This is a genomic window from Streptomyces sp. TLI_171 (assembly GCF_003610255.1).
Lineage (GTDB): Bacteria > Actinomycetota > Actinomycetes > Streptomycetales > Streptomycetaceae > Kitasatospora.
The window spans coordinates 5,479,045-5,490,765 of the sequence record NZ_RAPS01000001.1 but is presented as its reverse complement, the minus strand read 5'-3'; the positions used below and the strand labels follow the sequence as shown (position 1 = coordinate 5,490,765).

Genomic DNA, 11,721 nt, shown 5'->3' with positions numbered 1-11,721 from the left:
GTCGTACACCGAAAGTCCCGGTGTACGGCCCCCGTCGGCGTCTGCGACCATGGACGGGTGACTGACACCGGGCGCGACACCGACACCGCACAAGAGGAGACCTTCTACGACCAGGTCGGCGGCGAGGCCACCTTCCGCAGGCTGGTCCACCTCTTCTACCAGGGCGTCGCCCAGGACGAGTTGCTCCGCCCGATGTACCCCGAGCAGGACCTCGGCCCCGCCGAGGAGCGCTTCGCGCTGTTCCTGATGCAGTACTGGGGCGGCCCGCGCACCTACAGCGACCACCGCGGCCACCCCCGGCTGCGGATGCGGCACGCCCCGTTCCAGGTCGACCGGGCCGCCCACGACGCCTGGCTGAAGCACATGCGCGCCGCCCTCGACCAGCTCGCGCTGCCCGCCGAGGCCGACCGCGAACTCTGGAACTACCTGACGTACGCGGCCGCCTCGATGATCAACACCGCCGGCTAGGGCCGCTCCGGGCGGTTCAGCGCAGCGGGCTGAGCCCGAGGCCCGCGCCGGGTGCGGCGGAGGTGCGCAGGGCGACCGAGCCCGCCGGGGCGTCCAGCCGCAGCCAGGCCCCGGCGCGGTGCGCGCTCAGCGGGGTGCCGGGACGCAGGAAGCCGATCGCGTGGGCGGCGTGCGCGGCCCGCAGCGGCAGACCCTCGACGGCGGCCAGCGGGCGGGACCAGATCTCGTCGGCGATCGCGTCGACCGCCTGCCGGGTGCGGTGGTGGTCCGGCACCTCGGCGGTGCGCTTCTTGAACTCCTCGACGGCGGCCAGCACCTCGTGCATCACCCGGTCCACCGGGGGCGCTCCCAGCGGCTGCCAGCCGGAGCGGGGCGGCAGCAGTCCGGCCCAGGCCGGGCCGGTGACGGGAGCGGGCAGGCCGAGCGCGGCGCCCGGCTCGTCCACGGACTCCAGCAACTGCCCGGCGGAGACGGTCAGATCGGCGGCCTGCGGCAGCGCGGCCAGCCGGACGGTGCGGATCGCCAGCACCGCGGAGCCGCCCAGCGGCAGCCGCCCGAACACCGCCAGCACCCCGCCGCCGTCCGCCGCCGGCACCGCCTGCAACCGGACCGCGGCGGCCCGGTCGAACCGGAGCAGCCGGCCCAGGAAGGCGGCCAGGTCGGCGGCCTCCCCCTGGTCGGCGAGGTCGAGGCGGGGCTGCGCGGTCACCGGGGTTCAGCTCGTTTCGTCAGTGCGGCAGGCGGAGGCGGTGGTGCTGATCGGCCGTCAGGCGGCGCAGCCGGCGGGCTGCTCGTCCATGAAGCGGCTGAGGAACTCGCGCTCCACGGGGCTGATCCGGCGCGGCCGGCCCTCGGCGAGGTTGTAGGGGACGACCACGGTGGAGGCGGTGACGTAGATCGTCTCGGTGCCGTCCGCGGCGACATCCTTGATCTCGTAGGAGACGGTCAGCGAGGCGCCGCCGATCTTCGTCACCCAGGTCTCGATGGTGACCGGCTCGGGGCGGTGCACCAGCGGGCGCTTGTAGTCGATCTCGTGGCGCGCCACCACCGACCCGCCCGCGAACTCCCCGGCGCCGGCCTCGGCGGCCTGGGTGAACATGAAGTCGATCCGGGCCTCCTCCAGGTAACGCAGGAAGACCACGTTGTTGACGTGGCCGAAGGCGTCCATGTCGGACCACCGCAGGGGGCAGGGGTAGATGTGGCGTGCCACGTGTTCTCCTCAAAACTCTTCGTACCCGTAGAGCCTACGGGCGGCGGCCCGGCAGCCCGCCCCGAGGGGCAGCCTGCCGGGCCGGCGTTGCGCCCGGGTGTCAGCCGCGGGTCAGCTTCTTGTACGTCGCGCGGTGCGGGCGGGCCGCGTCGGCGCCGAGGCGCTCGACCTTGTTCTTCTCGTAGGACTCGAAGTTGCCCTCGAACCAGAACCACTTGCTCTCGCCCTCGTAGGCGAGGATGTGGGTGGCCACCCGGTCCAGGAACCAGCGGTCGTGGGAGATGACCACGGCGCAGCCGGGGAACTCCAGCAGCGCGTTCTCCAGCGAGGACAGCGTCTCGACGTCGAGGTCGTTGGTCGGCTCGTCGAGGAGCAGCAGGTTGCCGCCCTGCTTGAGGGTCAGCGCCAGGTTCAGGCGGTTGCGCTCACCGCCGGAGAGCACGCCGGCCGGCTTCTGCTGGTCCGGGCCCTTGAAGCCGAACGCGGAGACGTACGCCCGGGACGGCATCTCGACCTGGCCGACGTTGATCCAGTCGAGGCCGTCGGAGACGACCTCCCACAGGGTCTTCTTCGGGTCGATGTTGGACCGGGTCTGGTCGACGTAGCTGATCTTGACGGTCTCGCCGACCTTGACGGTGCCGCTGTCCGGCGTCTCCAGGTCCTGGAGCATCTTGAACAGCGTGGTCTTGCCGGCGCCGTTGGGGCCGATCACGCCGACGATGCCGTTGCGCGGCAGGGTGAAGCTGAGGTCGTCGATCAGGACCTTCTCGCCGAAGGCCTTGCCGAGCTTGTCGACCTCGATGACGACGCTGCCCAGACGCGGGCCCGGCGGGATCTGGATCTCCTCGAAGTCCAGCTTCCGCATCTTGTCGGCCTCGGCCGCCATCTCCTCGTAGCGGGCGAGGCGGGCCTTGGACTTGGCCTGGCGGCCCTTGGCGTTGGAGCGGACCCACTCCAGCTCTTCCTTGAGCCGCTTGGCGCGCTTGGCGTCCTTCTGGCCCTCGACCTTGAGACGGGTCTGCTTGGTCTCCAGGTAGGTGGAGTAGTTGCCCTCGTACGGGTAGGCGCGGCCGCGGTCGAGCTCCAGGATCCACTCGGCGACGTTGTCCAGGAAGTACCGGTCGTGGGTGACGGCGACGACGGTGCCGGGGTACTTCTCCAGGTGCTGCTCCAGCCAGTTCACCGACTCGGCGTCCAGGTGGTTGGTGGGCTCGTCGAGCAGCAGCAGGTCGGGCTGCTCCAGCAGCAGCTTGCAGAGCGCGACGCGGCGCTTCTCGCCACCGGACAGCTTGGTGACCGGCCAGTCGCCGGGCGGGCAGCCCAGCGCGTCCATCGCCTGCTCCAGCTGGGCCTCGAGGTCCCAGGCGTTGGCGTGGTCCAGGTCCTCCTGGAGCTTGCCCATCTCGTCGAGCAGCGCGTCGGAGTAGTCGGTCGCCATCAGCTCGGCGATCTCGTTGAACCGGTCGAGCTTGGCCTTGGTCTCCTTGACGCCGTCCTCGACGTTCTCCAGGACCGTCTTGGACTCGTCCAGCGGCGGCTCCTGCTGGAGCATGCCGACGGTGAAGCCCGGCGAGAGGAACGCGTCGCCGTTGGAGGGCTGGTCCAGGCCGGCCATCATCCGCAGCACGGTCGACTTACCGGCGCCGTTGGGGCCGACGACGCCGATCTTCGCCCCGGGGAGGAAGCTGAGCGTCACGTCGTCAAGGATGACCTTGTCGCCGTGTGCCTTGCGCACCTTGCGCATGGTGTAGATGTATTCCGCCACGTGAGATCGCTCCGGCGTCGTCGTGAGTAATCGGCTTGCAGCCTTCCATTGTGCCGTAAGGCCGAGCCCGTCCCGAACGCCTTTCGGGCCGCCCGGCGTCCCGCGGGCCGCCGGCTGCCGGGCGCCCGCAACGCGAACGGCCCCGCCCCCGTGAAACGGAGAGCGGGGCCGCCCCCTCCCCGGCGGGCCGCCGGGGAGGGCTCAGCGCGTCGTTCAGGAGCGGCTGTGGCGACCGCGACGGCGCAGGCCGTAGACCGCGGCGCCGCCGGCGACCAGCAGCGCGCCGGCCAGGCCGGCGGTGACGCCGGTGCCCATGCCGCCACCGGTGGAGGCCAGTTCAGGGCCGGTCGGGCTCGGCGACGGAACCGGGCTCGCACTGGTCGGCGGCAGGGTGTTGCTGTCGGTCTTGCAGTTCAGCACGCCGCTGAAGGTCTGCGAGAAACCGCCGGGACCGGTGACCGTGAACTTGTACGCGGTGTCCTCGGCGACCGGCAGGGTGACGTCCTGGGTCGCACCGGGCTTCACGGTGACGGTCTTGCCGCCGACGGTGAAGGTCCAGTCCTGGTCGCCCTTGTTGCTGGCGGTGACGACGACCGCGCCCTGGGTGCAGTCGACCTTGGCCGTGGCGGCCGGGATCGGGCCCTTGGGCGCCCAGGCGAGCGTGGCGAGGGCGTTGACCTTGACCTTGTCGCTGCCGGCCAGGATGAGGGTCTGGCTGTGCTTGCCGTTGTCGTCGCCGACGAAGGCCCGGCCGAGGTTGATCGTGGCGGTGGCGTCCGCGGTGACGGTGGCGGTGCCCGCGGCGGCGCCGGCCGGGACCTTCGCGAACAGCTGGGAGCCGTTCTTGGCGGTCTTCACCGGTGCGCCGTTCTTGTCGACGAGGGTGAGACCCGCGTCGGTGCCCTTCTTGTCCAGGCCGACCGCGACGTTGTCGGCGCCGCCGCCGGTGGTGACGGTGATCGGGCCGACCAGGTCACCGCTCTTGCCGGCCACCGAGCCGGGGTTGAGGGCGAGGGAGGGCTTGGGCTCCTCGGCGCCGCCCTTGGCCTCGGCCTGGGCGATCAGCCAGTCGGTGAACTTCTTGGCCTTCTCGTGGTCGTCGCTCTGCTTGGTCGGCACGTTCGGGTCGGAGAAGTGCCAGATCGCGATCTGGGTGGCTGCGGCGGCATCGTCCTTGGTCAGGCCGTCGATGCCGGACGCCTTGCCGAGCGCGACTTCGTCGACGTTCGGGAAGGAGTGCTCGAGGATCCACTGGATCTTCGGGCCGGCCTTGGCCTTGACCTTCTCCGGCTGGGAGAGCGAGGTCGAGGCCCAGTCGGTCTCGTGGTACGTGGCGTCCTTGAGCGTGTCGTTGAGCAGGTCGATGCAGTAGACCTGCAGCGTGGTGTCACTGCCGACCACCTTCAGGCTGAACTGCCCGGCGGTGACCGGGAGCCAGCGACCGGGGCGCACTTCGTGCTCGATCTTCTCCCCGTACCGGATGCCGCCTTCGAGCTTCGCCGTGACACCCGACGGGCCGTCAGCAGCAGCCGCCGCACCGGACGCGAGCAGCCCCGCGCCGACGGTGAGACCCGACGCGAGCATGACAGCAACGATGCGGGAGACAGCCCGCCCCTGGTTGTGGAACATGCGCGATCCCTCCGGGCGGCGACGTGCCTGCGGCAACCCGCCCCCTGCAAAGCGGCACCCCCTGTGGCGCCGCTGCACGTGTGTGGACCAGACGCATCCTATTGACGCGATCCGGCCACTCCCGCCCCGTAGCAAATCAGGACGGTTTCGTGGCTGTTTTGTTATCAAGGAGCGCACTGTCGCGGGTAGTTGATGTGTCGACATAAAGCCCCCGGACGGCGCCGCGGCAATCAGGATTGCACTCACCGGCTCGAGAAGTGCCCAGAATCCGTCAGTTCAGAACCTCCTGCGCCACATCCGAACCTCCTTGCCCCGCAGCCTCGGTGACCCCGCTCGCCCCGTCGGCCCCGGCCGCCCCGCCGGCCGCCCCCGCCCGGTGCCGGGCCACCGCCGCCACGATCCACTCGGGCACCGCCTCCTCCACCAGGCGCACCGGACGGGACCCGCCCGCGCCGGCGCGCTCCGCCGCCGCCGGCCGCTCGACCTCCGAATCCCCCTGCCCCGGCGCGCACTTCGGCTCCACCGCGCGCCGGAAGACGGCGGTGCCGCGGGACAGGTCATGCCCGACCGAACGGGCGTCGATCTCGACCTCCAGCCTCCGGTGCCCCTCCTCGCCCCACTCGCGCACCCGCAGGCGGCCGCTCACCACCACCGGGTCCCCCTTGTTCACCGAGCCGAGCACGTTCGCCGCGAGCCCGCGCCAGGCCACCACCGTCGCCCAGGTGGTCTCGCCGTCGACCCATTCGCCCCGCTCCCGGTCGTAGCGCCGCTCCGTCGCCGCGAGCCGGAAGTTCGCCACCGCCACCCCGCCCGCGGTCTCCCGGTACGTCACGTTCGAGGCCGCGTTACCGGCCATCGTCACCAGCGCCTCGCCCATTTCGACTCCTCCACTCCCCGGCCGTGCGGGGTCGATCCCTTTTCGCCGACGGAATTTCCGTTGGCGCCGATCCTGCCCCGCCCCGGATTTCCGCACCAACGCCTATCGCCGGCCTGTGGACAACTCGGCCCTGTGGACAAATCGAGTACCCCCGCGGAGTGAATAGCCGGCGATTTCCGGTCCGAATCCGATCAGCCGTCGGGCGTGTCCACGACAAGAACCTGCAGGCCGGAGCCTCCCGCCGCCGTCGTCGACCACCCCTCCCGGCAGCCCCGGGCACACTCGGCGGACACCTCGACGCCACCGCCGAAACCCCGAACGAGTGGCTGTCAGCTCGCCCCGTCCATGTCATCCGACCGATGGAACCCCGAAAATCGCCCCCACCCGCGGGCCGCCCGGAGCGATTGCCCGCGCCGAATCCATAACGGGTGGGGCGACAGCCCCGTAACGACTGCACAACGTCCGGGTCCGAGACCCCGCAGACCGCTGCGCACCACGGCGCTACCTGCGATTATCGGACCGCCCCACGGGGCTCGACACACCGCTGCCCGGCCTTCGAAGTCCAGGTGGCGGAACTGAACACCCGTATCCTGTCCCGGAACATCCCGTCCCGGCCCAGGCCCGGCAAGCGGGCCGACGTCACCATCCGGCCCCCATAGCTCAGCGGATAGAGCACCCGCCTTCTAAGCGGTAGGTCGCAGGTTCGAATCCTGCTGGGGGCGCACAACGGCGCCGACCAGGCGTGAATGCTCCGCACCGCCGCCCCCGAAGCCGCCCCCTCCCCGGAAGCCGCCCGCCCCCTCACCGCGCCGCCGGCTCCCCTGCGCTCCCCGCCCCGTCGCTCCCCCCTGGTCCGCGACCCGTCGCCAGGTCCGCCAGGAACGCGTCCAGCAGCGCGCGTTGGCGGGCGGCCGGGAACTCGGCCGGGGCGAACAGCGCCTGGACGATCAGTCCGAGGGTGAAGGCCTGGGCCCGGGCCGCCAGGTCGGCCGGCGGTTCGGCCGCCGGGAGCTCGCCCAGCTGCTGGGCCTCGGCGCAGAGTTCGGTCACCCGCCGGCGGCCGCGGCGGTAGCGCTCGGCGTGTTCGGCGGTGAGCTCGGGGTCGGCGAGCGCCGGGTCCCAGGAGCCGACCCAGATCCGGTTGCCGGCGGTGGCGGGGCCGTCCACCGGCAGGTTGTCGAGCAGGGCGGCGCGCAGCAGGGCCAGGCCCCGGGCGGGGGCGGCGGCCTCGGTGGCGGGGCGGCGCCGGTCGGCGGTCTGCCGGTCCAGGACTTCCAGCGCGTGGGCGACCAGGGCGCGCTTGTTGGGGAAGTAGTGGGTGAGCAGCCCGGTGGAGGCGTCGAGTTCGGCGGCCACCGCGCGCAGGGTGAGGCCGCCGAAGCCGCGGGCGGCGAGGACCCGCCAGACCGCCTCGGAGACGTCGCGTCGCCGGGCCTCGTGGTCGCCTCGGGCGGGTGGTGTCATGCGCGCTAGAGTACCTACCAAACGTTTGTTATGTATTACGGAGGGGATGACCATGTACGCCGTCGCGCTCGCCGAGGACGCCGAGCTCCGCCCGCTGGAGCCGTGGCAGGCCCAGGAGTTCCTGGAGCACATGGACCGGGGCCGGGCCGGCATCGACCCGTTCATCCCCTGGGCGACCCGCACCACGGACCTGGACTCGGCCCGCGCGACACTGCAGCTGTTCGCCGACAAGCAGTGCGCCGACACCGGCCGGCTGTACGGGATCTGGCTGGACGGGACGCTGGTCGGCGGCGTGATGTTCGTGAAGTTCGACGCCAAGCAGGGCGTGTGCGAGATCGGCGTCTGGTCGGAGCCGGCCGGGCAGGGCCGGGGCCTGGTCACCGCGGCCGTCCGCCACCTGCTGGACTACGCGCTGGTCGAGCGCGGCCTGTACCGCGCGGAGTGGTGGAACTCGACGGTCAACGTGCGCAGCCGGGCCACCGCGCAGCGGCTCGGCATGACGCTGGACGGCACCATGCGGGGGGCCACCGAGCACCTCGGCGAGCGCCTGGACCTGGAGGTCTGGTCGATGCTGGCGCCGGAGTGGGAGAAGGCCCGCGGCGCGGCTTGATCCTGGTCACATGGTGGTCGCCGGGCGCGCTGTGGAAGGCTGACGATCCGTCCGCCCACCTGCCCGGAGGCCCCGATGTCCGCCAGCCCCGCTCTCGACCGCCCCGGCCCGGCGGACGTCGAACTGCCCACCGGCGCCGAGGGGCTGCGCTGCTGGGTGGGCGCCGACCGGGTGGCGACGCTGCTGCTGGACCGGCCGGCGCGGCGCAACGCGGTGACCGGTGCGATGTGGCGGTCGCTCCCGGGCGTGCTGGCCGACCTGGCGGCGCGCGCGGACGTCCGGGCGCTGCTCCTGACGGGTGCGGCGGACACCTTCTCGGCGGGCGCGGACATCGCCGAACTCGCCGAGGTGTACGCCGATCCGGCGAGCGCGGACGCCTACCACGCGCAGAACGTGGCGGCCGAGGAGGCGCTGGCGGCGTTCCCGCACCCGACCCTGGCGGTGATCCGGGGCGCCTGCGTGGGCGGCGGCTGCCAGTTGGCGGTGGCCTGCGACCTGCGGTTCGCCGCCGAGGACGCCCGGCTGGGCATCACCCCGGCGAAGCTCGGCGTGGTCTACCCGGCGGTCCCCACCGTCCGGCTGGCCGCCCTGGTCGGTCCGGCCCGGGCCAAGTACCTGCTGTTCTCGGGCGAGTTGGTCCCGGCCGTCCGCGCGGAACGCTTCGGCCTGCTGGACGAGGTCCTTCCGCCCGGCCGGCTCGCGTCCCGGGCCCGGGAGTTCGCCCAGCTGCTGACCCGTCGCTCGCCGCAGACCATCGGCGCCGCCAAGGCCGCCCTGGCGGTCGCCCCGTCCGCCGCGGCCGCCGCCCTGGCGCCCTGGGAGCGCGCCTCCCGCACCGCCCCGGACGTCCGCGAGGGCCTCGCCGCCTTCCTGGACCGCCGCGAACCGAAGTTCTGACCCACGGCGCCGGAATGCCCTGCTCGGGCCGTGAGTTGACGGTCGAACAGGATCACCGACACGGGGGGACGGACAAGGTGACGCAGGTACGCGAGCTCTACCTGGGCGTGGCGGACACGGCGGCGCGGCTGCTGGCCGCTCCGGAGGTGGCGGAGGGCTGGCACCGGCCGTCCGCGCTGGCGGAGTTCAGCGTGCAGGGGCTGGCGGGCCACCTGGCCGGGCAGGTGTTCTTCATCCCCGAGGTGCTGGCGGAGCCGGTGCCCGCGGAGCCCGCGATCCCGCTCCACGAGTACTACGCGCGCGTGAGCTGGATCGGCTCGGACCTCGACACGCCGTTCAACCGGGCGATCCGGTCCGGCGGCGAGCAGGAGGCGGCCGAGGGCCCGGCCGCGCTGTCCGGGCGGGTGGCGGCGTGCGCCGAGGAGCTGCGCGGCGTGCTGCCCAGCGCGCCGAACCGACCGGTCCGCCGCCCGACCTGGGGTCCGTGGTCGATCAGCCTGGACGACTTCGTCACCAGCCGCCTGCTGGAGCTGGTGATCCACTGCGACGACCTCGCGTACAGCGTCGGGCTGCCGACGCCGGAGTTCCCGACCGCCGCGGTCGAGATAGTGGTGGACGTGCTGTCGAGGATCGCCCTGCGACGCCACGGCGCGACCGACGTGCTGCGCGCGCTCAGTCGCAGCGAACGCGCACCGGCCTCCGTCTCCGCGCTGTAGCGGACGGCGGGACGGGACTGCGCCCGGCGGCGGCGGACTGGTGGGTGCCGCCGCCGGGCCGTCTCGGGGGCGCCGCCGGGCCGTTCACGGATCCGCCGACCCGCCGTCAGCGGATCGGCGCCCCCGAGATGGCGCGGGCGATGACCAGGCGCTGGATCTCGCTGGTGCCCTCGAAGACGGTGTAGATGGCGCTGTCGCGGTGCATCCGCTCGACGGGGTACTCGCGGGTGAAGCCGTTGCCGCCGAGGATCTGCATGGCCTGCGCGGTGACGAACTTGGCGGTCTCGCCGGCGTAGAGCTTGGACATCGAGCCCTCGGCGTTGGTGAAGGGCTGGTTGTTGACGGCCATCCAGGAGGCGCGCCAGACCAGCAGCCGGGAGGCGTCGATGCGGGTCTTCATGTCGGCGAGCTGGAAGGCGACGCCCTGGTTCTCGATGATCGGCTTGCCGAACTGGACGCGGGTCTTGGCGTAGTCGAGGGCGACCTCGTACGCGGCCCGGGCGATGCCGATGGCCTGCGCGCCGACGGCGGGGCGGGAGGCCTCGAAGGTGGCCATCGCGGCGTTCTTGCCGCCGCCCTTGGCGCCTTCGCGGGCGCGGGCCAGGCGGGCGTCGAGCTTCTCCTTGCCGCCGAGCAGGCAGTGGCCGGGGATGCGGACGTCGTCGAGCACCACCTCGGCGGTGTGCGAGGCGCGGATGCCGTGCTTCTTGAACTTCTGACCCTGGCTCAGGCCCTTGGTGCCGGGCGGGATCAGGAAGGAGGCCTGGCCGCGGGAGCCGAGTTCGGGGTCGACGGCGGCGACCACCACGTGGACGTGCGCGATGCCGCCGTTGGTGGCCCAGGTCTTGGTGCCGTTGAGCACCCATTCGTCCTTGGCCTGGTCGTAGACGGCGCGGGTGCGCAGCGCGGAGACGTCGGATCCGGCGTCGGGCTCGGAGGAGCAGAACGCGGCGACCTTGACGTCCTCAGGGGTGCCGAACATCTGCGGCGCCCAGGTGCCGATCTGCTCGTCGGTGCCGTTGGCGAGCACCGCGACGGCGGCCAGCGTGGTGCCGGTGATGGCCAGCGCGATGCCGGCGTCGCCCCAGAACAGTTCCTCCATGGCGATCGGGATGCCGACGCCGGACGGGTCGAAGAACTGCTGGGCGTAGAAGTCGAGCGAGTAGATCCCCAGTTTGGCGGCCTCCTGGATGATCGGCCAGGGGGTCTCCTCGCGCTCGTCCCACTCGGCGGCGGCGGGCCGGATGACGTCGGCGGCGAAGCCGTGCAGCCAGTCGCGGACGGCGATCTGGTCCGGCCCGGGGTCGAGCGAGAAGGTGGTCATGTTCGGCCTCCAGGAGACGGGGATGCGGGCCGGAGCGTCCGCGCCACTGCGCTGTTACCTCCGGTAACATGATGGCGAGTCTGCTACCGATAGGTAACCGGTGTCAACGCCCGCCACGGACCGCCCACGCAGGAGGAGCAGCGCATGACCACCGAACCCCGCCGCGAACAACTGCTCAACGCCGCCGACCGGGTCGTCCAGCGCGAGGGCCCGAGCGCCAGCATGAACGCGATCGCCGCCGAGGCCGGCATCACCAAGCCCATCCTGTACCGCCACTTCGGCGACCGGAACGGCCTGATCGGCGCGTTGACGGAACGTCACACGGCCGGCCTGCTGGCCGCCGTCCGGGCCGCGCTCAACGAGCCGCTGGAGCGCCGCGACCGGGTCGAGCACGTCCTGGACGTCTACCTCGCCGCGATCGAGTCCCGCCCGCAGGTGTACCGGCTGCTCACCCACCCCGAGCCCGGCGACCCGACCGGCGCGGGCAACGCCCTCGCGCCCGCGCTGCGGCAGATCGCCGAGGAGATCACCCGCGCCATCCAGCAGCAGATCGACCTCGGCCAGGAGGCGCCGCTGCTCTCCGAGACCTGGGGACGCTCGATCACCGGCATGGTGCTGGCCGCCGGCGACTGGTGGCTGGAGACCCGCCCCTGCTCGCGCGCCCGGATGGTGCAGGCGCTCGCCGACCTGCTCTGGGGCCGACTGTCCGCCGCCGCCGACCTGCCCCCGATGCTCGCCGCCCCGGAGGCCTGACCGGCGCG

At 72.5% G+C, this 11,721-nt stretch carries 12 protein-coding genes and 1 tRNA gene; 6 read left to right on the top strand and 7 right to left on the bottom strand.

The features are described 5' to 3' along the window. Positions 1-57 precede the first annotated feature (57 nt). Entirely contained in the window at positions 58-468 is a 411-nt protein-coding gene (locus BX266_RS24785; RefSeq protein WP_099903234.1) for a globin, read from the top strand. A 16-nt stretch (positions 469-484) separates the two neighbouring features. Here BX266_RS24785 and BX266_RS24780 read toward each other — a convergent pair whose 3' ends face one another. The 5 genes from BX266_RS24780 to BX266_RS24760 form a co-directional block, all read right to left on the bottom strand. Then, a complete protein-coding gene (locus BX266_RS24780) occupies positions 485-1,177 on the bottom strand; it encodes a hypothetical protein (RefSeq protein WP_099903232.1) in 693 nt (230 codons plus the stop codon). Between the two features lie 57 nt (positions 1,178-1,234). After that, the gene (locus BX266_RS24775; RefSeq protein ID WP_099903230.1) at positions 1,235-1,678 is read right to left on the bottom strand and encodes a thioesterase family protein; all 444 of its coding nucleotides are present in this window, start codon (positions 1,676-1,678) and stop codon (positions 1,235-1,237) included. Positions 1,679-1,778: 100 nt separating this feature from the next. Further along, positions 1,779-3,443: an energy-dependent translational throttle protein EttA gene (gene ettA, locus BX266_RS24770; RefSeq protein ID WP_099903228.1), complete on the bottom strand. Its 1,665-nt coding sequence runs from the start codon at positions 3,441-3,443 to the stop codon at positions 1,779-1,781. Between the two features lie 213 nt (positions 3,444-3,656). Continuing rightward, positions 3,657-5,027 (bottom strand): Cys-Gln thioester bond-forming surface protein, encoded by a 1,371-nt coding sequence (locus BX266_RS24765; RefSeq protein WP_180290596.1) that lies wholly within the window; start codon positions 5,025-5,027, stop codon positions 3,657-3,659. A 316-nt stretch (positions 5,028-5,343) separates the two neighbouring features. Next, on the bottom strand, positions 5,344-5,949 hold the full coding sequence (locus BX266_RS24760) for a single-stranded DNA-binding protein (RefSeq protein WP_099903224.1): 606 nt from the start codon (positions 5,947-5,949) through the stop codon (positions 5,344-5,346). 649 nt (positions 5,950-6,598) lie between these two features. Between BX266_RS24760 and BX266_RS24755 the strand changes: the two genes are divergently transcribed. After that, positions 6,599-6,671: transfer RNA gene (locus tag BX266_RS24755), tRNA-Arg, on the top strand. A gap of 79 nt (positions 6,672-6,750) precedes the next feature. Here the strand turns inward: BX266_RS24755 and BX266_RS24750 are convergent. After that, positions 6,751-7,413 carry a TetR/AcrR family transcriptional regulator gene (locus tag BX266_RS24750; protein ID WP_099903222.1) on the bottom strand — a complete coding sequence of 221 codons (663 nt, stop codon included), beginning with the start codon at positions 7,411-7,413 and terminating at the stop codon, positions 6,751-6,753. A 52-nt stretch (positions 7,414-7,465) separates the two neighbouring features. Between BX266_RS24750 and BX266_RS24745 the strand changes: the two genes are divergently transcribed. The 3 genes from BX266_RS24745 (at position 7,466) to BX266_RS24735 (ending at position 9,636) form a co-directional block, all read left to right on the top strand. Then, positions 7,466-8,023, top strand: coding sequence for a GNAT family N-acetyltransferase (locus BX266_RS24745; protein WP_099908277.1), 558 nt, complete (start codon positions 7,466-7,468; stop codon positions 8,021-8,023). Between the two features lie 75 nt (positions 8,024-8,098). Further along, on the top strand, positions 8,099-8,920 hold the full coding sequence (locus BX266_RS24740) for an enoyl-CoA hydratase/isomerase family protein (protein WP_099903221.1): 822 nt from the start codon (positions 8,099-8,101) through the stop codon (positions 8,918-8,920). Between the two features lie 77 nt (positions 8,921-8,997). Then, complete coding sequence (locus tag BX266_RS24735) at positions 8,998-9,636, top strand: maleylpyruvate isomerase N-terminal domain-containing protein (RefSeq protein ID WP_099903219.1); 639 nt, start codon at positions 8,998-9,000, stop codon at positions 9,634-9,636. Positions 9,637-9,742: 106 nt separating this feature from the next. On the opposite strand, the gene BX266_RS24730 is transcribed toward BX266_RS24735, so the two are convergent. Beyond that, complete coding sequence (locus BX266_RS24730) at positions 9,743-10,960, bottom strand: acyl-CoA dehydrogenase family protein (RefSeq protein WP_099903218.1); 1,218 nt, start codon at positions 10,958-10,960, stop codon at positions 9,743-9,745. 144 nt (positions 10,961-11,104) lie between these two features. Between BX266_RS24730 and BX266_RS24725 the strand changes: the two genes are divergently transcribed. Further along, positions 11,105-11,713 carry a TetR family transcriptional regulator gene (locus BX266_RS24725; RefSeq protein WP_099903216.1) on the top strand — a complete coding sequence of 203 codons (609 nt, stop codon included), beginning with the start codon at positions 11,105-11,107 and terminating at the stop codon, positions 11,711-11,713. Positions 11,714-11,721 lie beyond the last annotated feature (8 nt).

Coding starts and splice junctions, on each gene's coding strand:
- BX266_RS24765 (WP_180290596.1), bottom strand. CDS start 5,027: ATGCTCGCGTCGGGTCTCACCGTCGGCGCGGGGCTGCTCGCGTCCGGT.
- BX266_RS24760 (WP_099903224.1), bottom strand. CDS start 5,949: ATGGGCGAGGCGCTGGTGACGATGGCCGGTAACGCGGCCTCGAACGTG.
- BX266_RS24750 (WP_099903222.1), bottom strand. CDS start 7,413: ATGACACCACCCGCCCGAGGCGACCACGAGGCCCGGCGACGCGACGTC.
- BX266_RS24745 (WP_099908277.1), top strand. CDS start 7,466: ATGTACGCCGTCGCGCTCGCCGAGGACGCCGAGCTCCGCCCGCTGGAG.
- BX266_RS24740 (WP_099903221.1), top strand. CDS start 8,099: ATGTCCGCCAGCCCCGCTCTCGACCGCCCCGGCCCGGCGGACGTCGAA.
- BX266_RS24730 (WP_099903218.1), bottom strand. CDS start 10,960: ATGACCACCTTCTCGCTCGACCCCGGGCCGGACCAGATCGCCGTCCGC.
- BX266_RS24725 (WP_099903216.1), top strand. CDS start 11,105: ATGACCACCGAACCCCGCCGCGAACAACTGCTCAACGCCGCCGACCGG.